This is a genomic window from Allobosea robiniae (genome assembly GCF_900102525.1).
Lineage (GTDB): Bacteria > Pseudomonadota > Alphaproteobacteria > Rhizobiales > Beijerinckiaceae > Allobosea > Allobosea robiniae.
Genome location: NZ_FNBZ01000003.1, coordinates 315,501 through 337,885 on the forward strand (window position 1 = coordinate 315,501; position 22,385 = coordinate 337,885).

Consider the following 22,385-nt stretch of genomic DNA (forward strand, 5'->3'; position numbering starts at 1 on the left):
TTTGCCTGGAGACAAGATGATGACGACGACGACTGCGCCCGGCCTGCCCGACATCAAGCTGTCGGTGCGCGAGACCTTCGGGATCGATTCCGATCTCGAGGTGCCGGCCTTTTCCGCAGCCGATCCGCATGTGCCGGATTTCGATCCGGATTACCGATTCGACCGCGACACCACGATCGCGATCCTCGCCGGCTTCGCGCATAACCGCCGCGTCATGATCTCGGGCTATCACGGCACCGGCAAGTCGACCCATATCGAGCAGGTCGCCGCCCGCCTCAACTGGCCCTGCGTCCGCGTCAACCTCGACAGTCACGTCTCGCGCCTCGATCTCGTCGGCAAGGACGCGATCGTGCTGAAGGAAGGCAAGCAGATCACCGAGTTCCAGGACGGCATCCTGCCCTGGGCGTTGCAGAACAACATCGCGCTGGTCTTCGACGAATACGATGCCGGCCGCCCCGACGTGATGTTCGTGATCCAGCGCGTGCTGGAGCAGTCCGGCAAGCTGACGCTGCTCGACCAGAAGCGCGTCATCCGCCCGCACGGCGCCTTCCGCCTGTTCGCCACCGCCAACACGGTCGGCCTCGGCGACACGTCCGGCCTCTATCATGGCACCCAGCAGATCAACCAGGGCCAGATGGACCGCTGGTCGATCGTCACCACGCTGAACTACCTGCCGCATGACAACGAGGTCGCGATCGTCCTGGCGAAGTCGAAGCATTACCAGGGCACGCCGGACGGCAAGGACGTCATCAACAAGATGGTCCGCGTCGCCGATCTCACCCGCAACGCCTTCATGAACGGCGATCTCTCGACCGTGATGAGCCCGCGTACGGTCATCACCTGGGCCGAGAACGCGGCGATCTTCGGCGATATCGGCTTCGCTTTCCGCGTCACCTTCCTGAACAAGTGCGACGAGATGGAGCGGACGCTGGTGGCCGAGTTCTTCCAGCGCTCCTTCGGCAAGGAACTGCCGGAAAGCGCCGCGAACGTGGTGCTCAGCTAACGGGAGGACACGAGCCATGGCGCAGTATCAGGGAAGCTGCCACTGCGGGCGGGTCGCCTATGAGGTCGAAGCCGATCTCGGACAGACCCTCACCTGCAATTGTTCCTACTGCCAGCGCCGCGGCTCGATCCTCGCGTTCTCGCCCGCCAGCGCCTTCACGCTCACCAAGGGCGAGGATGCGCTGACCGAGTACCGCTTCAACACGCAGAAGATCCAGCATCTGTTCTGCGAGACCTGCGGCATCGAATCCTTCGCCAAGGCGAATGGGCCCGACGGCACGCCGATGGTCGCGGTCAACGTCCGCTGCCTCGCCGGCGTCGAGCCGACCGAATTGTCGCCGACCGCCTATGACGGGCGTTCGCGCTAGGAGGGGTTGTGGTCGCGATCACGGTCGAGCCCGAGCAGGACGAGACGCGTGCCGCGGTGCTGCGCGGCCTCAGCGCCCATAATCAGGTCAGGGTCGGCCCGCGCAACGGCACGCCATTGACGATCAGCCTGCGCGACGCGGACGGCACGATCCTCGGCGGGCTCGTCGGCGAGCTGAAATGGGAATGGCTGCATGTCGATCTGTTCTGGATCGACGAGAGCCAGCGCGGCACCGGCCGGGGCGCGGCCATCATGGCTGAGGCCGAGCAGCGGGCGAGGGATTACGGCGCGCGCGGCGTCTATCTCTCGACGATGAGCATCCAGGCGCCGGGGTTCTATCCCCGGCTCGGTTATCGCGAATGCGGCCGGATGGAGGACTATCCGGTGGCCGGTCAAACGCTGCATCATTTCACGAAGGCGCTATGAGTATCTCGAACCGCAAGCCAGGAACGCCGAAGGAAGCCCCGGCCGAGCCGCTGAAGCGGGCGATCTCGGGCGCGATGAAGGCGATCGCACGCAAGCCGGAGATGGAAATCGTCTTCGCGGCCGACAAGCCCTCGCTCGTTGGCGAGCGGGCGCGCCTGCCCGAGCCGCCGCGCAAGCTCAGCCCCGGCGATGTCGCGATCCTGCGCGGTCATGCCGATTCGATGGCGCTGCGCCTCGCCTGCCATGATGCCGCGATCCACCGCCGCACGGCGCCGGAGGGCGATGCGGCCCGTGCCGTGTTCGACGCCGTCGAACAGGCGCGCGTCGAATCGATCGGCGCGCGGCGGATGTCCGGCATGGCCGGCAACATCACCGCGATGCTGGAGGACCGCTACCACCGCGGCGGGCGCTACGAGGAGGTCACCGACCGGGCCGACGCCCCGCTGGAGGATGCGTTGGCGCTGATGGTGCGCGAGCGCCTGACGGGCCTCAAGCCGCCAAAGGCGGCCGAGAAGGTCGTCGAGCTCTGGCGCGAGCAGATCGAGGCCAAGGCCGGGGCCGATCTCGACCGGCTCACCAAGACGATCGAGGACCAGCGCGGCTTCGCCCGCACGGTGCGCGACATGCTGGCGGCACTCGACATGGCCGAGCAGACCGCGCAGGGCGACGAATCCGACGAGGACGAGGACAACCAGGACCAGTCCTCCGAGGACCAGCAGCAGCAGGACGGCGAATCCGAGCAGGAGAGCGGCGCCGATCGTTCCGAGGTCGAGGTCTCCGAGGACGCGACCGAGGAACTGCAGGAAGGTGCCTCCGAGGCGACCGACGCGCCGGCCGGCGACTGGGACGAGGAGGACGAAGCTTCCGAATCCGAGGAGGCCGGCGAGGCGCCGCGCCCGCGCGAGAGCCGCGGCAACGAGCGCCCGCAGACCGATTACAAGGCCTATACCCAGAAATTCGACGAGGTCGTCACGGCCGAGGAACTCTGCGACGCCGAGGAACTGACGCGCCTGCGCGCCTATCTCGACAAGCAGCTCGCCCATCTCCAGGGCGTGGTCGCGCGGCTCGCCAACCGCCTGCAGCGGCGCCTGATGGCGCAGCAGAACCGCACCTGGCAGTTCGATCTGGAGGAGGGCGCGCTCGACCCGGCGCGCCTGCCGCGGATCATCCTCGATCCGTTCCAGCCGCTCTCCTTCCGGCAGGAATCGGACACGAATTTCCGCGACACGGTCGTGACGCTGTTGATCGACAATTCCGGCTCGATGCGCGGGCGACCGATCACGGTGGCGGCGACCTGCGCCGATATCCTGGCCCGGACGCTGGAACGCTGCGGCGTCAAGGTGGAATTGCTCGGCTTCACCACGCGCGCCTGGAAGGGCGGGCTGTCACGCGAGGCCTGGCTGCAATCGGGCAAGCCGGCCAATCCCGGCCGCCTGAACGATCTCCGGCACATCATCTACAAGGCGGCGGACGCGCCCTGGCGGCGCGCGCGCAAGAATCTCGGCCTGATGATGCGCGAGGGGCTGCTCAAGGAGAATATCGACGGCGAGGCGCTGGACTGGGCGCATAAGCGCCTGCTCGGCCGCTCCGAACAGCGCAAGATCCTGATGGTGATCTCGGACGGCGCGCCGGTCGACGATTCCACCCTCTCGGTCAATGCCGGCAATTATCTCGAGCGGCATCTGCGCCATGTCATCGCCGAGATCGAGACGCGCTCGCCGGTCGAGCTCATCGCCATCGGCATCGGCCATGACGTGACGCGCTATTATCGCCGCGCCGTCACCATCGTCGATGCCGAGGAGCTGGGCGGGGTGATGACCGAGAAGCTCGCGGAACTCTTCGAAGAGGACGGGCCTGCGGGTTCCGGCTCCAAGCGCCGCGGGCATTGATGCGCCTGACGCGCCGCGCCGCGCTGGCAGGGCTCGGCGCGTTCGCGCTGCCCGCCGCCGCGCAGGCGATCGAGCAGACCCGCTTCCCCGTCGGGGTCTCGGCACGACCGATCGCGGCTTTCGAGCCGCGCCGGCCGGAGCAGCGCCGCTTTGGCGCGCTGCAATTCCGCAGCGGGCTCGTGCTCTCGTCCGGCCATCCGCGCTTCGGTGGATTTTCGGGGCTGGCGCGACTGAATGGCGGGCGCGATCTCGTCGCCATCACCGATCGCGGCTACTGGCTGACGGCGAAGGTCGCCTCCAATGGCGGCAAGCTCACCGGGCTCGAGGAGGCCGAGATGGCGGCGATTCTCGGCGCCTCTGGGCGACCTCTGACCCGCTCCGGCCTCTTCGACACCGAGAGCCTCTGCATCCATGATGGTACGGCTTACGTCGGGATCGAGCGCAAGCATGAGATCGCCCGCTTCGACTGGGCGCGCGATGGCGTCGAGGCGCGTGCACGGCCCGTGCCGGTGCCGCGTGAGTTCAAGCGCCTGCCGCGCAATCGCGGGCTGGAGGCGCTCGGCGTCATGCCTGTGGGGCCGCTGAAGGGCGCTCTCATCGCCATCGCCGAGCGTTCGGGCAAGGAGGACGAGCCGACGCTCGGTGCCATCCTTGGCGGCCCTCAGCCGGGCCTGTTCAAGCTCGCCCGGCATGACGGCTACGACATCACCGATCTCGCCTTCCTGCCTTCCGGCGACATGCTGGTGCTGGAGCGCTGGTACCAGCCGCTGCGCGGCGTCGGCATGCGGATCAGGCGAATCGCCGGGCGCGATATCCGGCCGGGGGCGCTGATCGGTGGTCAGCGCCTGATCGAGGCCGATCTCGGCTTCGAGATCGATAATATGGAAGGACTGTCGGTCCATCTGGAGGCGGGGCGGACGGTGCTGACCCTGATCTCGGACGACAATTTCTCGTTCCTGCAGCGCACGCTGCTGCTGGAGTTCGAGCTGCTTTCGTAGACAGCGTCATGGTCGGGCTTGTCCCGACCATCCACGTCTTCGCTGTTCGAAAGCCGTGTTCAAGACATGGATGCTCGCCACAAGGGCGAGCATGACGGTTGAGCTCAGCTCAAACGAAAAAAGCGGCCTTGCGGCCGCTTCATTCAAACCCGGAAGGGCAAACCGCTCAGTTGGCGGTGAGCTTCTTCTCGAGGTCGCGCTTCAGGGTCAGCGCGCCGACCGAGAGGTCGCCAGCCGCAGCCTTGAGCAGGAAGGCATCGAGACCGCCGCGATGCTCGACCGAGCGCAGGGCGTTGGCCGAAATGCGCAGGCGCACCGAACGGCCGAGCGCGTCCGACTGCAGCGTGACGTTCACGAGGTTCGGACGGAAGACGGTCTTCGTCTTGCGGTTCGAGTGGCTGACGAGGTGGCCGGTCTGGGTGGCTTTCCCGGTCAGTTCGCAACGGCGGGCCATGATATCGTTCCTTACGTTCCCGGGGGCGCTCAAACAAAAAAACCGACACGTGACGTGCCGGCGAGCACCGGAAGTCAAATTGAAGTCGCGGTTCCATAGCCAAGGGCGCGGCTTGCGTCAAGGAAAACTCCGTTCGCCGTTCACATGGCCTTCAGCGTTAACGGGGTGTAAAGATCGGGGTCCGATGCTTCAATCGGTCGTTGCTTCGCCACAAGGGGAAGCCGGCCACGATTCGGGCCGATTCAGAGTGCATTCCGCACAGGATCGCGCCGTTCCGGAGACAGTGGATGAAGTCCGCCGCCGCATCGTCCCTTGCAGGCCTCGCCCTCGCCGCCTGTCTGGGCGCGAGCGCCGATGCAGCCTCGCTCGACGCGCGCTACGACGTTTCGCTCCTGGGAATCACCCTGGGGACGGCGAGCCTCAGCGGCGGCATCGACAATTCCGGCTACAAGCTCGACATCACTGCCAAGCTGACGGGAATCGCCGGTGGCGTCACCGGCGGGCGCGGCTCGGGCGCGGCGACAGGCGCCCTTGTCGGCGGCAGGCTTGCGCCGAAGACCTTCGCTGTGAGCTCCGCCAATTCCAGTGAGAGCCGGACCGTCCGCATGGCGCTTGCCGAGGGCGCCGTCGCCGGCATCGATATCGAGCCGCCGATCGACGAGAAGCCCGATCGCGTGCCGCTCAACGAGAGCCACAAGCGCAATATCGTCGATCCCCTCAGTGCCTTCCTGATGCCGGTCACCGGCAAGAGCAAGGACGCCGCCTGCAACCGCACGCTGCCGATCTTCGACGGCGCGGCGCGCTACGACATCAAGCTCTCGAGCGCCGGCACCCGCAACGTCAAGCTCGAAGGCTATAGCGGCCCGGTCTCGATCTGCCAGGCGCGCTTCGTCCCGATCGCCGGCCACCGCGCGCTCAGGCCCAGCACCAAGTTCATGGCCGAGAACCGGGACATCTCGGCCTGGCTCGCGCCGATCGCCGGCACCGATGTGATGGTGCCGGTGCGCATCTCCGTGAAGACGATGATCGGCACGGCCGTGATCGAAGCTTCCAGATTCAAGGTCGATCCCGGCGTGACCGCCAGCGCTGCGCGGAATTGAGGCCGGGCCTCAGGGCGCGCGCTTGACGCCCTGATCGTCCTCGAAGACCGGCCGGAAGAACGAGCGCTCATAACTGATGATGAAACGCTCCTTCTCGTTCATCGCGAAGGCTGCCTGGCATTCGGGATCGGCGAAGGAGCGCTTGCGGTAATCCTCATAAGCCGCGAGCGACGGGAAGCTGAACATGGCGAGCGCCACGTTCGAGACGCCTTCCGACGGCATGAAGTAGCCGTGGTGCTTGCCGCCGAACTTTTCGACCAGCCGGATCCAGAGCTTGCCATAGGCCTCGAAGGCTTCGAGCTTATGCGGATCGATGACGTAGCGCAGATAGCAGGTGACCATGGTCAGGCCGCCTTCGCCGTGCTGAGGAAGGTCTTCATCCGCTCCAGCGCCTTCTCGATGTTCTCCAGCGAGTTGGCATAGGACAGGCGGATATAGCCCTCGCCGTGGACGCCGAAATCGGGGCCGCCGATGGTGGCGACGCCGGTTTCCTCCAGCAGGGCCGAGGCCAGCTTCTTCGCCTTCCAGCCGGTCTGCGAGACGTTCGGGAAGGCGTAGAACGCGCCCCGGGGCTCGATGCAGGAGACGCCGGGCAGGCCGTTCAATCCCTTGACCACCGCCTTCCGGCGCCGGTCGAACTCCGCCAGCATCATGTGCACCGCGTCCTGCGGACCGGTGAGTGCCGCCAGGCCAGCCCATTGCGCGGGGGCGTTGACGCAGGAATGCGAATTCACCGCGAGCTTGCGGGCATTGTCGAGCAGGGGCTTCGGCCAGACCGAATAGCCGAGCCGCCAGCCGGTCATCGCATAGGTCTTGGACCAGCCGTTGAGCAGGATCAGCCGGTCGCGGATTTCCGGATAGCTGAGAAGGCAGACATGCTTCTCGCCGTCATAGACCATCTGGTCGTAGATCTCGTCGGACATGATCGCGACGTCGGGAAACGCCGCCAAGCCGGCGACGAGCTTGTCGATCTCGGCCTTGGGCGTGACGCCGCCGGTCGGGTTGGCCGGCGAGTTGATGATCAGCAGCCGGGTCTTCGGCGTGATCAGCGCCAGCGTCTCCTCGGCGGAGAAGGCGAATCCGTTCTCCTCGCGGATCGGCACCGGGACCGGCGTCGCGCCGGTATACTCGATCATCGAGCGATAGATCGGGAAGCCGGGGTCCGGATAGAGAATCTCGGCGCCGGGCTCGCCGAACATCAGGATCGCCATGAACATGGTGACCTTGCCGCCGGGCACGATCATCACGCTCTCGGGCGAGACCTCGACCGCGAAGCGCTTGTGCAGGTCGGCGGTGACCGCCTCGCGCAGGGGCAGGATGCCGTTGGCGGGGGTGTAACCGTGATGACCGTCACGCAGCGCCTTCACCGCGGCTTCGACGATGTGGTCGGGCGTCGAAAAATCCGGCTGGCCGATGCCGAGATTGATGATGTCCTTGCCCTGGCGCTGCAATTCGGTGGCGCGGGCCAGCACGGCGAAGGCGTTTTCCTCGCCGATGCGGGAGAAGGAGGGGACGACGTGAAGGGTCATGGCGCGTTTCCTCGGGCAGCGTTGGCATGAAGCCGGCTGCGCCTGTCTTGGCGCCAAACCGGCGCGGCTGGCAAGCGCGGGCGGCGCATTCCGGGATTGTTGCATGCTGCATACAGCATGATTAAATAGTATGACTATCAGCCAGATTGGGCCTTGCCGAGCCGCAGGCGATGGGCATGATGGCTAGTCTCAAATCGTTTGAATGTGAGATCGGCAAGCGGCCGCCAGCGCCGCGCCGAACGAGAGGAAACGAGGATGGCCAAGGCACCCGGCAAGAAATCCGTTCGGCGCATCAAGCCCGAGCAGTTGCGCTCGAAGGCATGGTTCGACAATCCCGACAACGCCGACATGACCGCGCTCTATATCGAGCGCACGATGAATTTCGGCTTGTCGCGGGAAGAACTGCAATCGGGTCGGCCGATCATCGGCATCGCCCAGACCGGCTCGGACATCGCGCCCTGCAACCGGCATCATATCGAACTCGCCTCGCGCGTCCGCGACGGCATCCGCGAGATGGGCGGCGTGCCCTTCGAGTTCCCGATCCATCCGATCCAGGAAACCTGCAAGCGGCCGACCGCGGCGCTCGACCGCAACCTGCAATATCTCTCGCTGGTGGAGATCCTCTACGGCTATCCGCTCGACGGCGTCGTGCTGACGACCGGCTGCGACAAGACCACGCCGGCCCAGATCATGGCGGCCGCGACGGTCGACATCCCGGCGATCGCGCTGCCGGGTGGGCCGATGCTGAACGGCTCCTTCCGCGGCGAGCGCACCGGCTCGGGCACGATCGTCTGGAAGGCGCGCCAGATGATGGCGGCCGGCGAGATCGACTATAAGGGCTTCGTCGACCTCGTTGCCTCGTCGGCACCTTCCGCCGGCCATTGCAATACGATGGGCACGGCCTCGACGATGAACTCGCTGGCCGAGGCGATGGGCATGACGCTGCCCGGCGCCGCCGCGATCCCCGCGCCCTATCGCGACCGCTACGAGATGGCCTATCTCACCGGCAAGCGCATCGTCGAGATGGTCTGGGAGAACCTGATCCCCTCGAAGATCCTGACCCGCGAGGCGTTCGAGAACACCATCGTCATCAATTCGGCGATCGGCGGCTCGACCAACGCGCCCGTCCATGTCAACGCCATCGCCAAGCATATCGGCGTCAAGCTCGACAACGAGGACTGGACCAAGGTCGGCTACGACATCCCGCTGCTGGTGAACCTGCAGCCGGCCGGCGAGTATCTCGGCGAGGACTACTATCGCGCCGGCGGCCTGCCTGCCGTGATCGCGGAGCTGATCGAGAAGGGCAAGCTCAAGCCCGCGATCACCGCCAACGGGCGGACGCTGGAAGAGAACTGCAAGGGCGCCTTCTCGATCGCCCGCGAGGTGATCAAGAGCTACGACCAGCCGATGAAGGCCCAGTCGGGCTTCCTCAACCTCTCCGGCAACCTGTTCGATTCCGCGATCATGAAGACCAGCGTGATCACGCCGGAATTCCGCAAGCGCTATCTGGAGAACCCGAAGGACCCGATGGCCTTCGAGGGCCGCGCCATCGTCTTCGACGGGCCGGAGGACTATCACCACCGCATCGACGATCCGGCGCTCGCCATCGACGAGCACTGCATCCTGTTCATCCGGGGCGTCGGGCCGATCGGGTATCCGGGCGCGGCCGAGGTCGTGAACATGCGGCCGCCGGACTACCTGATCAAGAAGGGCATCACCGCGCTCGCCTGCGTCGGCGACGGGCGCCAGTCCGGCACCTCGGGTTCGCCCTCGATCCTCAACGCCTCGCCGGAAGCGGCGACCGGCGGCGGGCTCGCGCTGCTCAAGATGGGCGACAAGGTCCGCATCGACCTGAAGAAGCGCACCGCCAACATCCTGATCTCGGATGAGGAGCTGGCCGAGCGCAAGGCGGCGTTCAAGGCTTCGGGCGGCTACAAGTATCCGAAGAGCCAGACGCCCTGGCAGGAGATCCAGCGCAAGATCGTCGACGAACTCTCCGAGGGCATGGTCCTCAAGCCGGCGGTCAAGTACCAGAAGATCCACAAGAAGTTCGGCATTCCGCGCGACAACCACTGAGGGGATGTCGCGTTTGAAAGGTGTCATCCCGTGCGCGCTGCGGCATGTAATGCCGCGGCGCAGACACGGGACCGTCACCCGATAAAGGCGCCCTTGCTTCGTACGATTCCGCATCTGCGCAGCGGCACTTCGCGCCGCGGCGCGTGCGGGATGACACGCGGCACTGGCGCTTTCCCGTTGCCGGCGCCACCCACGCCATTCCGCCCGCGCATCGGCGTTCGCTGCGCGACGCGCGCCCAACGGGGCTGACAAACGATACGACCCTCGACACTATGGCAGTCGTTCGTTCCGCCTCCATTTGAAACGATTTAAACCATGGCACAGAGCCCGCAGGTCGAAGCCTTCCGCAAGCTCCACGAGGCCGGCTGCTTCGTGATGCCCAATCCCTGGGATCTCGGCTCGGCCCGCTGGCTGCGCGGGCAGGGCTTCAAGGCGCTGGCGACGACGAGCGCCGGCTATGCCTTCACGCAGGGGCGCGCCGACCAGGACGTGCCGCGCGACATGATGCTGGCCCACATCGCCGAGATCGTGAAGGCGGTGCCCGACCTGCCGGTCAATGCCGATTTCGAGAACGGCTATGCCGACACGCCTGACGGCGTCGCCGCCAACGTCAAGCTCTGCGTCGCGACCGGCGTCGCAGGCTTGTCGATCGAGGATGCGACCGGGCGCCAGGACGCGCCGCTCTATCCGTTCGAGCTCGCGGTCGAGCGGATCAAGGCGGCGCGCAAGGCGATCGACGAGACCGGCTCCGGCGTCGTGCTGACGGCGCGGGCCGAGTGCTTCCTGACCGGTCATCCCGAGCCGCTGAAGGAATCGGTACGGCGGATCGAGGCCTATGCCGCGGCGGGTGCCGACGTGCTCTATGCGCCCGGCCCGAAGACCCCGGCCGATATCGGAGCCATCGTCGCTGCGGCCGGCGGCAAGCCCGTGAACACGCTGATCTACGGCGATTTCGGGCTTTCCGTGCCTGAAATCGCGGCGACCGGTACGCGGCGCATCTCGATCGGCGGGGCGCTGGCGCGGGCGGCCTGGGCCGCCTTCATCGAGGCGACGCGGCTGATCGCGGAGGAGGGCAGCTTCAAGGGCTTCGCCGGCAACGGCGCCTCGGCGCCCCTGAATCCGTTCTTCACCAAAGACCTCGCGGAGCGCTCATGAGCGGCACGCTGCTGATCGCGCCGGAATGGCTCGGGCTCAGCGGCCTCTGGCAGATCGACGCCAAGGGCAAGCGTCGGGCGGTCGACGCCGAGGATGTCGGGCTCTCCGAGGCGGTTGCGGACCGGCTCGAAGCCTGGATGGATGCCTTCGACGCGATCTATGACGAGGATGAACCGGCGGCTTCCGATTTCAGCGACGCGGTCGAGCGGCTGGCCTGGGAAGCGGAAGGCGCAGCGCTCGCCCATGCCATTGCGGGAGAACTCGGAGCGGGCTGGGAGATCCGGCTCGACCTCGCCGGCTGGAAGGGGAAGGAAGCATCATGACGACGCTTCATTGGACGGCCCCCCCGTTCCCGCCGGCCAAGGTTCTGGAAGGCCAGTATTGCCGGCTCGAACCGCTCGATGTCGCCAAGCATATCGACGATATCTGGGCCGCCGATGTCGGGCGCGACAGCGTCTGGGACTGGCTCTCAGTCCCGCCGCCGAAGGACAAGGACGCATACCGCGCGCTGCTCGACTCGATGGTCGCGAAGGCCGGCATCGTGCCGCTCGCCGTGATCGACAAGGCCGACGGCAAGGCCAAGGGCCATCTCTGGATCATGGAGATCCGGCCCGAGCATGGCGTGTTCGAGGTCGGCTCGATCACCTATTCCCCGGCCTTGCAGCGGACGCGGGCGGCGACCGAGGCGATCTATCTCGTCGGCGATTACGGCTTCTCGCTCGGCTATCGCCGCTACGAGTGGAAGTGCAACAACCTGAACGAGCCGTCCAAGCGGGCCGCTTTGCGCTTCGGCTTCCAGTATGAGGGGCTGTTCCGCCAGCATATGGTGGTGAAGGGCGCCAATCGCGACACCGCCTGGTTCTCGATCCTGGACGGCGAATGGCCGGTGCGCGCCCAGGCCTTCCGCCGCTGGCTGGCGCCGTCGAATTTCGACGCGCAGGGCCAGCAGAAGCTCGCGCTCGGTGCCTTCAACCAGATCGGAGGCCATGCGGGAACTGTCGCGCTGCGCCGGGCCGGGCTCGCGGATATCCCGGCGATCCTTGCGCTCAAGAACGCTGCCTATACGCCGAACGAGAGCATCATCGGCGTGCCCTCGCTGCCCCGCATCGCCGATTATGCGCAGGTCGTCGCCGAGCACGAGGTCTGGCTCGCGGAGGATGCCGGCAAGCTCGAAGCCGCGCTGGTGCTCGACATCGAGCCGGAGGATTTCACGATCTGGAGCGTGGCCGTCGCGCCGGAAGCGGCGGGCCGCAAGCTGGGCGCCGCGCTGATGGGCTTCGCCGACGAGCGGGCGCAGGCGCTCGGCTATGCTTCGGTCCATCTCTACACCCATGCCAAGCTGACCCAGCGCATCGGCTGGTACGAGCGGCTGGGCTTTTCCATCACGCATCATGAGGACATGGCCGACCGGCGGCTGACCCATATGCGCAAGACCTTTGCAAAAGCCGGTTGAAAGAGGACACGGGTATGGCAGGACGTTTGAAGGGCAAGGTCGCGGTCGTCACCGCCGCGGGGCAGGGGATCGGCCGGGCCATCGCCGAGGCTTTCGTCGCGGAAGGCGCCACCGTCTGGGCGACCGATAAGGACGTCGCCCTGCTGGAGGGTATTCCGAAGGCGAAGAAGCGCAAGCTCGACGTGCTCTCCAGCAAGGCGGTCAATGCCTTCGCCGAGAAGGTTGGCCCCGTCGACATCCTCGTCAACGCCGCCGGCTTCGTCCATCACGGCACGGTTCTCGACACCGACGACAAGGCCTGGGACTTCTCCTTCGACCTCAACGTCAAGTCGATGCATCGCACGATCCAGGCCTTCCTGCCGGGCATGCTGGCCAAGGGCTCCGGCTCCATCGTCAATATCGCCTCAGGTGCCGGCTCGGTGCGCGGCATCCCGAACCGCTACGCCTATGGCGCGACCAAGGCGGCGGTGATCGGCCTGACCAAGGCGGTCGCGGCCGACTACATCAAGAAGGGCGTGCGCGCGAACGCGATCTGCCCCGGCACGATCCAGTCGCCCTCGCTCGACCAGCGCATCAAGGATCTCGCCCAGGCGACGAAGACGACCGAGGCCGCCGCCCGGCAGGCCTTCATCGATCGCCAGCCGATGGGCCGGCTCGGCACGGCCGAGGAGATCGCTGCGCTCGCCGTCTACCTCGCAGCGGACGAGTCGAGCTACACCACCGGCCAGATCCATCTGGCGGATGGCGGCTTCGCCCTCTGAAGCGCTTTCGGACGGAGGGCGGCCGTCGCCCTCCGTTCCCCTGACGGGTTGCCGCGAAGAGCAGCCCGCGATGCGAACCGGATAGGGAGACGTCATGCATGTCCTGATCACAGGTGCGGCCGGCATGGTCGGCCGCAGGCTGGCGGAACGTCTGGCGCGCGAGGGCCAGTGCGCCGGCCAGGCGATCGACACGCTGACGCTGACCGATGTGGTGGCGCCCGCGCTGCCGGCCGAGCTTGCGGATCGCGCGACGATCCGCGTCGAGGATGCCGGCGATGCCGCTGTCGCCAGGGAATTGGCGGCGCTGCGGCCGGACCTGATCTTCCACCTGGCTGCGATCATCTCCGGCGAGGCCGAGCGCGATTTCGACAAGGGCTACCGCGTCAATCTCGACGGCATGCACAACCTGCTGGAGGCGATCCGGCATGAGGGCGGCGCTGCCTATGCGCCCAAGCTCGTCTTCACCAGCTCGAGCGGCATTTTCGGCGCGCCGTTCCCGGCGTCGATCTCCGACGAGTTCCACGTCACGCCGCTGACCAGCTACGGCACGCAGAAGGCGATCGGCGAATTGCTGCTGGCCGACTATTCCCGGCGCGGCTTCGTCGAGGGCGTCGGCATCCGCTTCCCCTCGATCGTGGTCAGGCCGGGCAAGCCCAATGCCTCAGCTGGCGGCTTCTTCTCCGGCATCATCCGCGAGCCGCTGCAGGGGCAGGAGGCGTTGCTGCCGGTCAGCGACGAGGTGCTCTTCACCCATGCGAGTCCGCGTTCCGCCGTCGGTTTCCTGATCCATGCCGCCGGCCTCTCGCGCGATGAGCTCGGCCCGCGGGTCAACCTGACCATGCCCGGCGTCTGTGTCACGGTCGGCGAGCAGATCGAGGCGCTCCGCCGCATTGCCGGCGACAAGGCGGTGAAGCTGATCAAGCGCGCGCCCGATCCGGCCTCGGCGGCGATTGTTGCGGGCTGGCCGACACGCTTCGACGCAAAGCGTGCGCTGGCTCTGGGCTTCACCGCCGAGCGCGATTTCGACGAGATCATCCGCGTCCATATCGCCGACGATCTCGGCGGCCATCTCCCGAACTGACGAAACCTCAGAGCAAACCTTCAGGACAGATCCGATGCATATTCTCGTTCTCGGCGGCGCCGGCATGGTCGGGCGCAAGTTCATCGAGCGGCTGGCGCGCGACGGCCATCTCGGCGGCAAGCCGGTGACGCGCGTGACGGCGCAGGACGTCGTCGTCGCCTCGCCCCCGCCGGCCGCGCCCTTCGATTTCGAGGCGGTGGTCTCCGATCTCTCGATCCATGGCGAATCCGAGAAACTGATCGCGACGCGGCCGGAGGTGATCATCCATCTCGCGGCGGTGGTCTCGGGCGAAGCCGAGGCCGATTTCGACAAGGGCTATCGGATCAATCTCGACGGCACGCGCTACCTCTTCGAGGCGATCCGGCATGCGGAGGGCTATACCCCGCGCGTGGTGTTCACCTCCTCGGTCGCGGTGTTCGGCGCGCCCTTCCACGACAAGATCGAGGACGAGTTCTTCACCACGCCATTGACCAGCTATGGCACGCAGAAGGCGATCGGCGAGCTCCTGCTCTGCGACTATTCGCGCCGCGGCTTCTTCAACGGCGTCGGCATCCGCCTGCCGACGATCTGCGTGCGCCCGGGCAAGCCGAACAAGGCGGCCTCGGGCTTCTTCTCCAACATCATCCGCGAGCCGCTGAACGGCGAGGAAGCGGTGCTGCCGGTCTCCGATCAGGTCCGCCACTGGCATGCCTCGCCGCGCTCGGCGGTCGGCTTCCTGATCCATGCCGCGACGATGGATACGGCCGCGATCGGCCCGCGCCGCGCCCTGACGATGCCGGGTTATTCCTGCACGGTCGCCGAGCAGATCGAAACGCTGCGCAAGGTCGCCGGCGAGAACGTGGTCAAGCGCATCAAGCGCGTGACGGACCCGGTGATCGACGGGATCGTCGCCGGCTGGCCGCGCAATTTCGACCCGCAGCGTGCTCTGGCGCTCGGCTTCAGGTCGGAGGCGAATTTCGAGGAGATCATCCGCGTGCATATCGACGACGAGCTGCACGGGACCTTCGTGAAGTAAGACGAAACTGCACTTCCGTCATGGTCGGGCTTGTCCCGACCATCCACGTCTTCCTCGGTCAAGTCCGCGTTCAAGACGTGGATGCTCGCCACAAGGGCGAGCATGACGGTTGCAGATCTTCAGGCCGGGCAGGGCTCGGCCTGTTCCTGCTGGCGCCGCGGCGGTATGCCGAGCGCGGGCGCACCGCGCGCCGACTCCTGCTCCGGTTCCAGTTCAGGCGCATGAGCCCAGCCGCTGGCGCTCCAGCTCTTGAGCGCCGCCCAGGTCGAGCGGTCGAGCCGGAACTGCTCGCAGGGGAACAGCCCGCCGCGCGCCGGCAGCGACTTCAGGAACGAGCCCTCCGACCGGAAGCCGGACTTCTCCAGCACCCGCCGCGAGGCCGGGTTGATGACGCGGGTATCGGCCTCGATCGCGGGCAGGTCGATCAGCGAGAACAGGCTGTCGATCAGGCCCTGCACGGCCTCGGTCGCGCAGCCCTTGCCCCAGTGCGGGGTGCCGAGCCAGTAGCCGATGAAGGGCACGCCCGTCGCCTGCCTGTGCGCGCTGATCATGCCGATCAACTCGTTGGGCTTCGACCGCGGGGTGATGGCCAGCGCGAGATGCTCGCCCAGCGCGTTGCCCTTGCGCATCGCGAAGATGAAGGGCTCCACCGCCTGGGGCGGGTAGGGATGGGGGATCGATGCCGTCATCTCGGCCACCGCCTTTTCACCGGCAAGGCGCAGGATGGCATTGGCATCGGCCATGCGGGGCCAACGCAGCCAGAGACGCCGGGTCTCGAGCCGGAAGACATCGTCGCGGGTCAGTTCGGGGAACATATCGTCTCTCCGTCGGCGCAAACGAAAAAGGGAGCTGGGACTTTGGTCCCATCTCCCCTTCGCTGACCTTCGGGAGACCCGTATTGGGTCTTTTAACCCTTGATCCGTTCGGTTCGATGGAACCGGCGGATCGAGAGAATTCCCTATCCGCCTATTACTCTGCGGCCTCTTGGGCCGGAACTACGTTCACGAAAGCTCGGCCGAGTTTCGTCGTGAATCGGACTCGGCCATTCGCCGTCGCAAAGAGGGTATGGTCTTTGCCCATGCCGACATTGGCGCCGGCATGCCACTTGGTGCCGCGCTGACGGATAATGATGTTGCCCGGAATCACGGCCTGGTCGCCGAACTTCTTGACGCCGAGGCGCCTGCCTTCGGAGTCGCGACCGTTGCGGGACGAACCGCCTGCCTTTTTATGAGCCATAACGCCCTACCTCAAAACTTGTGCTGTCTCTGTAACCCGAATCGGCGGCGAAAGCCAGCCGGTTCGGGTCCGACGATCAATCTGCGCTGACGGATGCCGTCAGTAGTCCTCGCCCGAAGCCAGTTCGGCCTGGTCGGCCTTGGCGCGCGGCGGCTTGCCGGCGAGCAGCTCCTTGGCCTGCTCGACCCACTCCTCGCGGGTGGCGCGGCCACGCAGCTTGAGCTCCTCGTCCCACTTGGCGATGTCGGCCTCGGTCCAGGCGGCGATGTCGTTCCAGGAGGCGATGCCGGCGGCGCGCAGCTTCTTCTCGATGGTCGGGCCGACGCCCGAGATCAGCGAGAGGTTCGAGGCGTCGAGGCCCTCGGTCGCCGCAGCAGCCTTGGCGGCCTTCGGAGCGGCCTTGCCCTTGGTCGCGGTCGAAGCGGCCTTCAGCGCCACAGCGGAGGCATCGCCCTTCTTCATCTCCGGCTTCTTGCCGCCGGTGAGGATGTCGGTGATGCGGATGACGGTCAGCTCGGCGCGGAAGCCGCGCTTGCGCTTCGAATTCTGGCGGCGGCGCTTCTTGAAGGCGATGACCTTCTCGCCACGAGCCTGCTCGACGATTTCACCGACGACGGTGATGTCGGAGAGGGCCTTGGCGTCGAGCGTGGTCTTCTCACCCTCGGTGAGCATCAGCACGGAGCCGAAAGCGACGGTGTCGCCCGGGTTGCCTTCGATCTTGGCGGCGGTGATCTTGTCGTTGGCGGCGACGCGGAACTGCTTCCCGCCGGTCTTGATGACTGCGAACATTTTGTCCTCCATGTTCGGCCCCGTCCTGTCGCGGCTTCCGGATGGAGGCCCGTGGGACGGCTTTTTGGCAGTCGATTGCGTGGTCTGGCTTGCTCTTGCGACATGCGACGCAGCGCACATGCCAAAAGAGATCGGGCGCGAGTTTCCCCGCGCCGGACGGTGCTCGATAGTCGCAAGGCCAGAGCAGGTCAAGCGAAAGCGGCGGGGAAGAGTGGATTTCTCCTGCGCAGGAGGCTTGCTCCCCGGACGCGGCTTGTGTAGTAACCGCCTCGCTTCGACCGAAGGCGACCGCGGACAGGTGGCAGAGTGGTTGAATGCACCGCACTCGAAATGCGGCATACCTGCAAGGGTATCGGGGGTTCAAATCCCTCCCTGTCCGCCATCCTCTCAATTCACTGCGCCGATCTGGAACGAGAAGCGCCACGCGGCGGCGTAAAGCTTCCGTTCTCCGTCCCTACGCGATCCGCAGTGTCGGTGTGCGAGGCGGGCTTGCGGCTCGCTGGAAACGGCTACCGGCACGGAACGGGGTTGAACTGACCGGCCAGGTTGCGCCTTAATTGCGGCTCACACAGCAAGGAGGCCCCCGATGCGATTGGCGCTTGCCATTATCACCCTGGCTCTCACCGGCTGCAACAGCACGCCTCAATCCCAGCATCCGACGCGGGATTACACCGTGGGCACGGCGGAGTGCTCGAAATTCGGCTGGGGTACCGCCCAGATGGCGGAATGCCTCGATCGTACCGCCGAACGCCAGTCGGCAACGGTTTCGCAGGAGCGCACAGGCGAAGCCGGCTAGATCGCCGGGCGGCCTTTCGGATGTGAAGTGTCGATCCGCTGCTGTAGCCGGCAACGAATCGGCAGACGTCTTCGGCCTCCCTTTGAACCGCTGCCGATCCCGCGTGCAGCCTGTACTGTTGGTTCGTCGCAAATTCGCAAGCAGGGTTGCACGCTGCCCTCAGGCGCGGCAAAGATGGACTCATGATCAGGATCTCGATTGCCGCCAGCCTGGTTGCCGTTCTGGCCGCCGGCTGTGTCTCCTCCCGGCCCCAGCCTGTCCAGCAGACTGCGGCTCCTTCCGCCAAGCGCATCGTCCGTGACGGCGGGCAGCTGGTTCTGCCGGACGGCACACGTGTCTCGCCGGATCATACCGGCGGCTTCACTCTGCCGAACGGCGATTACGTGAAGCGCGAGCGAGGGGCGCTGGTGTTGCCGACGGGCGCACGCTGCCAGCCCGACGCAAGCGGGTATATCTGCCCCTGAGGCCGAGGCGCCGGATGACGGCGCCTGCCTCGCTGCTCATTCTCTTTTCAGCCCGTTAATGACGAGCGGGCCTGCTATTCAAGCCGCGTCGGATGTCTGCCGACGCTTCTTCGCCGTGCCCGCGCCGGAATCGTCGGTATCGTCGAGGACGTGGTTATGGCTGCGGAAGGCCCAAATCTCCTTGGCGGCTTCCCAATGCTCGCGGTCGCGGCCCTCGGGCTGTCCGTCCTTGATCCAGAGCCCGTAGGCGATCTTCCGGATCTCGTGCTGGGTCTTGTCGTCCTGCTTCATGTCTCGCCTCCATGATCGCTCCCCGATGCGCATCGGGGAACTCTGGTTTCGGAGAGGATGACGGCCTTGCCGTACAGGGGAACAACCGCGGATCGGCCGGGTTGTTCCCGCGCGCGATGAAAGATCCAGCCCGGCGCGGGCGGGATGTTCAAGTCTTTGCGGTCGCCAGATCCGCTTCGCCGGGCGTTTCGGTTTTTGCTTGAGCGGGACGGCGGGCATAACGCTGGGCCAGGACTGCGCAGGCGAAGAGTTGTGCCTGGTGGAACAGCATCAGCGGCAGCACGATCAGGCCGAGCGCCTGGCCGGGGAACAGGATGTTCGCCATCGGGATGCCGCTCGCCATGCTCTTCTTCGAGCCGCAGAAGACGATGGCGATCTCGTCCTCCTTGGAGAAGCCGAGGCGGCGGCTGGCGAAGGTCGTGATCGTCAGCACTGCGGCGAGCAGGACGACGTCGATGATGATGACGAGTCCGAGATCGGCGAGCGTGACCTGCGACCAGATGCCGGCGACCATGCCCTCGCTGAAGGCGGCGTAGACGACGAGCAGGATCGAGCCGCGATCGACCAGCGAGATCGGCGCCTTGTGGCGCTGGAGGAAGGGGCCGATCCAGCGGCGCAGCAACTGCCCGACCAGGAAGGGCAGCAGGAGTTGCAGGGCGATGCTCTCGACGGCACGCGTGCTGAAGCCGCCGCCTTTCGAATTGAGCAGCAGGACGACGAGCAGCGGCGTCAGCACCATCCCGAAGAGGTTGGAGACCGAGGCACTGCACAGCGCCGCCGCGACATTGCCGCGCGCGATCGAGGTGAAGGCGATCGAGGACTGCACGGTCGAGGGCAGGATGCAGACGAAGATCAGGCCAGCGATCAGTTCGGACGGCAGGAAGCCGCCGAAGATGCGCGTGAGCAGCAGGCCGAGCAGCGGGAAGAGCAGATAGGTGCTCGCGAAGACCAGCGATTGCAGGCGCCAGTGCAGCAGGCCTTCCCAGACCGCCAGCGGCGACAGCCTTGCGCCATAGAGGAAGAAGAGGAGGGCGACCGCGACGGACACGGCGTCATTGGCGATCTCGGCCCCAGTGCCATGGGCGGGGAACACGGCCGCGACCGCGACAGTGGCCATCAAGGCGATCAGATAAGGATCGATGCCGAAGCGGGCGAGGGTGCGGCGGAGCATCTGCGGTCCTTGTGATGAGATGGCGCCTTCTAAACTCTTTCACGTTCATTTTGATCTGGACTGGCGGCGATATCGGCTATCATGAATCATGATGAGCATCAGCCCCGATCCGAAGCCGCTCGATCCCGTCCTGCTGCAGAGCTTTCTGAAGGTCTGCGAGACGTTGAGCTTCACCGAAGCGGCACGCCAGCTCGGCCTGCGCCAGTCTTCCGTCAGCCAGCATGTCGCGCGGCTGGAAAAGCGGCTCGGGCGGCGCCTGCTCGCGCGCGACACCCACGAGGTGCGGCCGACGCCGGACGGGGATGCGATCCTGCCCTTCGCGCGGCAGGCGCTCGAGGCGGGACAGCGGATCGAGCGTCATCTCGCTGGCTCGACCCTGCGCGGGCGTCTCAGGCTCGGGGTCTCCGAGGATTTCGCCTATACGGCATTGCCGGAGATCCTCGCCGCCTTCGCCATGCAGCATCACGCGGTCGATCTGGAGCTGACGGTGGGCCTCAGCGGACTGCTCTACGAGCACTATGACGCGGGCGATCTCGACCTGATCTTCGCCAAGCGCCGCAAGGGCGATGCGCGCGGCGAGGTCGCCTGGCAGGAACGGCTGGTCTGGGCCGGCCGGCCGGGCACGGGACTGGCCGAGCAGCCGGTGGTGCCGCTCGTGCTCTATCCGCCGCCGAGCATCACGCGCGTCCATGCCATCGAGACGCTGGAACGAGCGGGCCGCGCCTGGCGCGTCGCCTGTACCAGCGGCAGCCTCGCGGGCCTGCGCGCGGCGACGGTGGCGGGGCTCGGCATCACCGCACATTCGGCCCGCCTGATCCCGCAGGGTCTCGCCGAGGTCGAGCCGCGTGACGCGCTGCCGCCGCTGGGGACGATCGAATTCGTCGTGATCGGCGGACAGTCGCATCAGGCGGCGGCGCGGGCGCTTGCCGACAGCATCCTGGCGAGCGCGGAGCGCCTCCTGCCGGAAGCGTCGCGGCGCGTCAGGCGCGGTTAGGCTTCAGATCGCCATCCTGTGGGAGAGCGTCTTCACGGTCATGTAGTGGGGGAGACCCTCGGCGCCGCCCTCGCGCGCCTATCCGCTGTCCTTGACGCCGCGGAATGACGGTGGAGGTTCAGCGCACCAAGGTGCGCACGCGGTTCTCGACCAGCCGGACCAGCCCCAGCGCCGTCATCTCCGAGGATTTCGGGTTCGTGGCGAGCGGGCGGTTCTCGATGGCGATGTCGAGCTTGCCGAAGGCGCCGCGCGCGCTGAGCTGGTGGCCGTTGCCGCCTGCTGCAGGGTCGGCGACAAGCTCGACACGGGTGCGATCGAGCCCGATGCCGGCGAGCGCCGAGATCACCGCGACATTGGCGTTCTGCGGAAAGCGCGAGGCAGCCTCGCGGGCCGTACCGGAGAAGAACGCGGTCGCCTCGGTGATCCCGTCGAGTCCGAGCAGGCTTTCGGCCGAGGTCCCGCGCCAGGCGGCCGGCGGCTTGACGATGCGGTGGACGACCTCGTCGAGCGGCAGCAGGGAGGCAGCGGCGATGCCGTCGATGCCGGCGAGGGCGCCCGGCGGGATCAGGAGCTGGCTGCCGCGGCTTTCGGCGGCGGCGATCAGGCGAGCGAGCAGGGCGTCGTCGCAGAAGGCGCTGGTCGAGGCGACGGCGAAAGCCGGAGCGTGCACGAGCGCCGCCTTGCCCCAGATGCCGACAGCCTCACGCCCGGCGGCTTCGACGACGAGATCGAGATCCAGGCCGGCGAGTTCATCCGGCTCCGTGATAAGCTTCGCTCCGGCTGGGATGTCGCCGGCTGCGGCGGGGTTGCGGACGGCGACAGCGGCGATGGTGATGTCGCCGCTGCTTCGCTCCGCCAGCAAGTCCGCGACACGGCGGTTGATGGCGCCCCAGCCGATCAGGGCGAGACGGAGCGGTTTGCGAGGTTGCATCGTCATGAGCCTTCCGCCGTTTGCAAGGCGAGATCGAGCAGGGGGCCGCCGTTCAGGCCTTCCAGCATGCTGAAATGGCGGCCCGCACAGATCAAGGGCGCTGGCGCCTGCGGGCGCGGCGGAGCCGCCGGTGACACTGACCCGCGACAGCGGCATCCGCCTTTTGACCGGGCTCGGCATCGCCGTGCTGCCGACCTATGCGCGGGCGGTGGCGCCGGCTTCGGTACTGGTGCGACCGCTGACGGAGCCGTCGATCTCACGGGACATCGTGATGATCCGGCTGGGCGGGCGCGCGGCCTCGCCGGCGCTCTCGGCTTTCGAGGGGCTGCTGCGCCGCTTCGTGCGTCAGCTCGCGCCGAGCGAGGCCGGGTGAGGGGCGCATGCCGGCCTCGTCCGCCGTCGTCAGG

The 22,385-nt window shown here is 66.7% G+C and carries 26 protein-coding genes, 1 tRNA gene and 1 pseudogene; 19 read left to right on the top strand and 9 right to left on the bottom strand.

Annotated features, from left to right (window positions below; all coding sequences use genetic code 11):
* Positions 1 to 16: 16 nt before the first annotated feature.
* Genes cobS through BLQ70_RS10425 form a run of 5 tightly spaced genes read left to right on the top strand, consistent with a single transcriptional unit; the run spans position 17 to position 4,682 of the window.
* Complete coding sequence (gene cobS, locus BLQ70_RS10405; RefSeq protein WP_061970143.1) at positions 17 to 1,003, top strand: cobaltochelatase subunit CobS; 987 nt, start codon at positions 17 to 19, stop codon at positions 1,001 to 1,003.
* 16 nt (positions 1,004 to 1,019) lie between these two features.
* Positions 1,020 to 1,370 carry a GFA family protein gene (locus tag BLQ70_RS10410; RefSeq protein ID WP_061970142.1) on the top strand — a complete coding sequence of 117 codons (351 nt, stop codon included), beginning with the start codon at positions 1,020 to 1,022 and terminating at the stop codon, positions 1,368 to 1,370.
* Between the two features lie 8 nt (positions 1,371 to 1,378).
* Complete coding sequence (locus tag BLQ70_RS10415; RefSeq protein ID WP_061970140.1) at positions 1,379 to 1,795, top strand: GNAT family N-acetyltransferase; 417 nt, start codon at positions 1,379 to 1,381, stop codon at positions 1,793 to 1,795.
* Entirely contained in the window at positions 1,792 to 3,684 is a 1,893-nt protein-coding gene (gene cobT, locus BLQ70_RS10420) for a cobaltochelatase subunit CobT (RefSeq protein ID WP_091856905.1), read from the top strand. The genes BLQ70_RS10415 and cobT overlap by 4 nt, the downstream gene beginning before the upstream one ends.
* Positions 3,684 to 4,682, top strand: a complete 999-nt coding sequence (locus BLQ70_RS10425; protein WP_091856906.1) for an esterase-like activity of phytase family protein — start codon at positions 3,684 to 3,686, stop codon at positions 4,680 to 4,682. The genes cobT and BLQ70_RS10425 overlap by 1 nt, the downstream gene beginning before the upstream one ends.
* Before the next feature lie 166 nt (positions 4,683 to 4,848).
* On the opposite strand, the gene rpmB is transcribed toward BLQ70_RS10425, so the two are convergent.
* Positions 4,849 to 5,136: a 50S ribosomal protein L28 gene (rpmB, locus tag BLQ70_RS10430; RefSeq protein WP_091856907.1), complete on the bottom strand. Its 288-nt coding sequence runs from the start codon at positions 5,134 to 5,136 to the stop codon at positions 4,849 to 4,851.
* A gap of 287 nt (positions 5,137 to 5,423) precedes the next feature.
* Between rpmB and BLQ70_RS10435 the strand changes: the two genes are divergently transcribed.
* The gene (locus BLQ70_RS10435; protein ID WP_091856908.1) at positions 5,424 to 6,236 is read left to right on the top strand and encodes a DUF3108 domain-containing protein; all 813 of its coding nucleotides are present in this window, start codon (positions 5,424 to 5,426) and stop codon (positions 6,234 to 6,236) included.
* A gap of 9 nt (positions 6,237 to 6,245) precedes the next feature.
* Here the strand turns inward: BLQ70_RS10435 and BLQ70_RS10440 are convergent, their stop codons facing one another.
* Together BLQ70_RS10440 and BLQ70_RS10445 are read right to left on the bottom strand one after the other, a co-directional pair.
* Positions 6,246 to 6,578 (bottom strand): NIPSNAP family protein, encoded by a 333-nt coding sequence (locus BLQ70_RS10440; protein WP_091856909.1) that lies wholly within the window; start codon positions 6,576 to 6,578, stop codon positions 6,246 to 6,248.
* A gap of 2 nt (positions 6,579 to 6,580) precedes the next feature.
* Positions 6,581 to 7,765, bottom strand: coding sequence for a pyridoxal phosphate-dependent aminotransferase (locus tag BLQ70_RS10445; RefSeq protein ID WP_091856910.1), 1,185 nt, complete (start codon positions 7,763 to 7,765; stop codon positions 6,581 to 6,583).
* A 255-nt stretch (positions 7,766 to 8,020) separates the two neighbouring features.
* On the opposite strand from BLQ70_RS10445, the gene BLQ70_RS10450 reads away from it, so the two are divergent.
* The 8 genes and pseudogenes from BLQ70_RS10450 (at position 8,021) to denD (BLQ70_RS10480) (ending at position 15,306) form a co-directional block, all read left to right on the top strand.
* Positions 8,021 to 9,841, top strand: coding sequence for an IlvD/Edd family dehydratase (locus BLQ70_RS10450; protein WP_091856911.1), 1,821 nt, complete (start codon positions 8,021 to 8,023; stop codon positions 9,839 to 9,841).
* Between the two features lie 315 nt (positions 9,842 to 10,156).
* Positions 10,157 to 10,996, top strand: coding sequence for an isocitrate lyase/PEP mutase family protein (locus BLQ70_RS10455; RefSeq protein ID WP_091856912.1), 840 nt, complete (start codon positions 10,157 to 10,159; stop codon positions 10,994 to 10,996).
* Positions 10,993 to 11,319: a hypothetical protein gene (locus BLQ70_RS10460; protein ID WP_091856913.1), complete on the top strand. Its 327-nt coding sequence runs from the start codon at positions 10,993 to 10,995 to the stop codon at positions 11,317 to 11,319. Before BLQ70_RS10455 ends, BLQ70_RS10460 begins: the two co-directional genes overlap by 4 nt.
* Positions 11,316 to 11,978 (top strand): annotated as a pseudogene (locus BLQ70_RS26180) (GNAT family N-acetyltransferase); the annotation flags it as partial. The gene BLQ70_RS10460 and the pseudogene BLQ70_RS26180, both read left to right, overlap by 4 nt.
* Positions 11,979 to 12,083: 105 nt before the next feature.
* Complete coding sequence (locus BLQ70_RS26185) at positions 12,084 to 12,449, top strand: GNAT family N-acetyltransferase (RefSeq protein WP_342028485.1); 366 nt, start codon at positions 12,084 to 12,086, stop codon at positions 12,447 to 12,449.
* Between the two features lie 14 nt (positions 12,450 to 12,463).
* Entirely contained in the window at positions 12,464 to 13,210 is a 747-nt protein-coding gene (locus BLQ70_RS10470) for an SDR family oxidoreductase (RefSeq protein ID WP_061970123.1), read from the top strand.
* A 94-nt stretch (positions 13,211 to 13,304) separates the two neighbouring features.
* On the top strand, positions 13,305 to 14,291 hold the full coding sequence (gene denD, locus BLQ70_RS10475; RefSeq protein WP_091856915.1) for a D-erythronate dehydrogenase: 987 nt from the start codon (positions 13,305 to 13,307) through the stop codon (positions 14,289 to 14,291).
* Positions 14,292 to 14,325: 34 nt separating this feature from the next.
* The gene (gene denD / locus BLQ70_RS10480) at positions 14,326 to 15,306 is read left to right on the top strand and encodes a D-erythronate dehydrogenase (protein ID WP_091856916.1); all 981 of its coding nucleotides are present in this window, start codon (positions 14,326 to 14,328) and stop codon (positions 15,304 to 15,306) included.
* 119 nt (positions 15,307 to 15,425) lie between these two features.
* Here the strand turns inward: denD (BLQ70_RS10480) and BLQ70_RS10485 are convergent, their stop codons facing one another.
* From BLQ70_RS10485 to rplU, 3 genes are all read right to left on the bottom strand, one after another.
* Complete coding sequence (locus BLQ70_RS10485) at positions 15,426 to 16,121, bottom strand: GNAT family N-acetyltransferase (protein WP_091856917.1); 696 nt, start codon at positions 16,119 to 16,121, stop codon at positions 15,426 to 15,428.
* Positions 16,122 to 16,275: 154 nt separating this feature from the next.
* The gene (gene rpmA / locus BLQ70_RS10490) at positions 16,276 to 16,542 is read right to left on the bottom strand and encodes a 50S ribosomal protein L27 (protein WP_061970119.1); all 267 of its coding nucleotides are present in this window, start codon (positions 16,540 to 16,542) and stop codon (positions 16,276 to 16,278) included.
* Positions 16,543 to 16,641: 99 nt separating this feature from the next.
* Positions 16,642 to 17,331, bottom strand: a complete 690-nt coding sequence (gene rplU / locus BLQ70_RS10495) for a 50S ribosomal protein L21 (RefSeq protein ID WP_091857138.1) — start codon at positions 17,329 to 17,331, stop codon at positions 16,642 to 16,644.
* A gap of 292 nt (positions 17,332 to 17,623) precedes the next feature.
* Between rplU and BLQ70_RS10500 the strand changes: the two genes are divergently transcribed.
* The 3 genes from BLQ70_RS10500 to BLQ70_RS10510 all read left to right on the top strand — a co-directional run bounded on the left by BLQ70_RS10500 (position 17,624) and on the right by BLQ70_RS10510 (position 18,591).
* A tRNA-Ser gene (locus BLQ70_RS10500) sits at positions 17,624 to 17,713 on the top strand.
* A 204-nt stretch (positions 17,714 to 17,917) separates the two neighbouring features.
* Positions 17,918 to 18,127 (top strand): hypothetical protein, encoded by a 210-nt coding sequence (locus BLQ70_RS10505; protein ID WP_061970118.1) that lies wholly within the window; start codon positions 17,918 to 17,920, stop codon positions 18,125 to 18,127.
* A gap of 182 nt (positions 18,128 to 18,309) precedes the next feature.
* Positions 18,310 to 18,591: a hypothetical protein gene (locus BLQ70_RS10510; RefSeq protein WP_061970117.1), complete on the top strand. Its 282-nt coding sequence runs from the start codon at positions 18,310 to 18,312 to the stop codon at positions 18,589 to 18,591.
* A gap of 78 nt (positions 18,592 to 18,669) precedes the next feature.
* Here the strand turns inward: BLQ70_RS10510 and BLQ70_RS25610 are convergent, their stop codons facing one another.
* Together BLQ70_RS25610 and BLQ70_RS10520 are read right to left on the bottom strand one after the other, a co-directional pair.
* On the bottom strand, positions 18,670 to 18,882 hold the full coding sequence (locus tag BLQ70_RS25610; protein WP_061970116.1) for a DUF2934 domain-containing protein: 213 nt from the start codon (positions 18,880 to 18,882) through the stop codon (positions 18,670 to 18,672).
* A 148-nt stretch (positions 18,883 to 19,030) separates the two neighbouring features.
* The gene (locus tag BLQ70_RS10520) at positions 19,031 to 20,053 is read right to left on the bottom strand and encodes a bile acid:sodium symporter family protein (RefSeq protein ID WP_091856919.1); all 1,023 of its coding nucleotides are present in this window, start codon (positions 20,051 to 20,053) and stop codon (positions 19,031 to 19,033) included.
* 91 nt (positions 20,054 to 20,144) lie between these two features.
* On the opposite strand from BLQ70_RS10520, the gene BLQ70_RS10525 reads away from it, so the two are divergent.
* Entirely contained in the window at positions 20,145 to 21,047 is a 903-nt protein-coding gene (locus BLQ70_RS10525; protein ID WP_170843378.1) for a LysR family transcriptional regulator, read from the top strand.
* A gap of 118 nt (positions 21,048 to 21,165) precedes the next feature.
* Here BLQ70_RS10525 and BLQ70_RS10530 read toward each other — a convergent pair whose 3' ends face one another.
* Positions 21,166 to 21,984, bottom strand: coding sequence for an aspartate dehydrogenase (locus BLQ70_RS10530; protein WP_091856921.1), 819 nt, complete (start codon positions 21,982 to 21,984; stop codon positions 21,166 to 21,168).
* A 124-nt stretch (positions 21,985 to 22,108) separates the two neighbouring features.
* Between BLQ70_RS10530 and BLQ70_RS10535 the strand changes: the two genes are divergently transcribed.
* Positions 22,109 to 22,351: a LysR substrate-binding domain-containing protein gene (locus BLQ70_RS10535; RefSeq protein ID WP_244511978.1), complete on the top strand. Its 243-nt coding sequence runs from the start codon at positions 22,109 to 22,111 to the stop codon at positions 22,349 to 22,351.
* Positions 22,352 to 22,385: the final 34 nt, after the last annotated feature.

Coding starts and splice junctions, on each gene's coding strand:
- rpmB (WP_091856907.1), bottom strand. CDS start 5,136: ATGGCCCGCCGTTGCGAACTGACCGGGAAAGCCACCCAGACCGGCCAC.
- BLQ70_RS10425 (WP_091856906.1), top strand. CDS start 3,684: ATGCGCCTGACGCGCCGCGCCGCGCTGGCAGGGCTCGGCGCGTTCGCG.
- BLQ70_RS10440 (WP_091856909.1), bottom strand. CDS start 6,578: ATGGTCACCTGCTATCTGCGCTACGTCATCGATCCGCATAAGCTCGAA.
- BLQ70_RS10455 (WP_091856912.1), top strand. CDS start 10,157: ATGGCACAGAGCCCGCAGGTCGAAGCCTTCCGCAAGCTCCACGAGGCC.
- BLQ70_RS10410 (WP_061970142.1), top strand. CDS start 1,020: ATGGCGCAGTATCAGGGAAGCTGCCACTGCGGGCGGGTCGCCTATGAG.
- denD (WP_091856915.1), top strand. CDS start 13,305: ATGCATGTCCTGATCACAGGTGCGGCCGGCATGGTCGGCCGCAGGCTG.
- BLQ70_RS10485 (WP_091856917.1), bottom strand. CDS start 16,121: ATGTTCCCCGAACTGACCCGCGACGATGTCTTCCGGCTCGAGACCCGG.
- BLQ70_RS10445 (WP_091856910.1), bottom strand. CDS start 7,765: ATGACCCTTCACGTCGTCCCCTCCTTCTCCCGCATCGGCGAGGAAAAC.
- BLQ70_RS25610 (WP_061970116.1), bottom strand. CDS start 18,882: ATGAAGCAGGACGACAAGACCCAGCACGAGATCCGGAAGATCGCCTAC.
- cobT (WP_091856905.1), top strand. CDS start 1,792: ATGAGTATCTCGAACCGCAAGCCAGGAACGCCGAAGGAAGCCCCGGCC.
- BLQ70_RS10435 (WP_091856908.1), top strand. CDS start 5,424: ATGAAGTCCGCCGCCGCATCGTCCCTTGCAGGCCTCGCCCTCGCCGCC.
- BLQ70_RS10525 (WP_170843378.1), top strand. CDS start 20,145: ATGAGCATCAGCCCCGATCCGAAGCCGCTCGATCCCGTCCTGCTGCAG.
- BLQ70_RS10510 (WP_061970117.1), top strand. CDS start 18,310: ATGATCAGGATCTCGATTGCCGCCAGCCTGGTTGCCGTTCTGGCCGCC.
- BLQ70_RS10470 (WP_061970123.1), top strand. CDS start 12,464: ATGGCAGGACGTTTGAAGGGCAAGGTCGCGGTCGTCACCGCCGCGGGG.
- BLQ70_RS10505 (WP_061970118.1), top strand. CDS start 17,918: ATGCGATTGGCGCTTGCCATTATCACCCTGGCTCTCACCGGCTGCAAC.
- cobS (WP_061970143.1), top strand. CDS start 17: ATGATGACGACGACGACTGCGCCCGGCCTGCCCGACATCAAGCTGTCG.
- BLQ70_RS10530 (WP_091856921.1), bottom strand. CDS start 21,984: ATGACGATGCAACCTCGCAAACCGCTCCGTCTCGCCCTGATCGGCTGG.
- rplU (WP_091857138.1), bottom strand. CDS start 17,331: ATGTTCGCAGTCATCAAGACCGGCGGGAAGCAGTTCCGCGTCGCCGCC.
- BLQ70_RS10460 (WP_091856913.1), top strand. CDS start 10,993: ATGAGCGGCACGCTGCTGATCGCGCCGGAATGGCTCGGGCTCAGCGGC.
- rpmA (WP_061970119.1), bottom strand. CDS start 16,542: ATGGCTCATAAAAAGGCAGGCGGTTCGTCCCGCAACGGTCGCGACTCC.
- denD (WP_091856916.1), top strand. CDS start 14,326: ATGCATATTCTCGTTCTCGGCGGCGCCGGCATGGTCGGGCGCAAGTTC.
- BLQ70_RS10450 (WP_091856911.1), top strand. CDS start 8,021: ATGGCCAAGGCACCCGGCAAGAAATCCGTTCGGCGCATCAAGCCCGAG.
- BLQ70_RS10520 (WP_091856919.1), bottom strand. CDS start 20,053: ATGCTCCGCCGCACCCTCGCCCGCTTCGGCATCGATCCTTATCTGATC.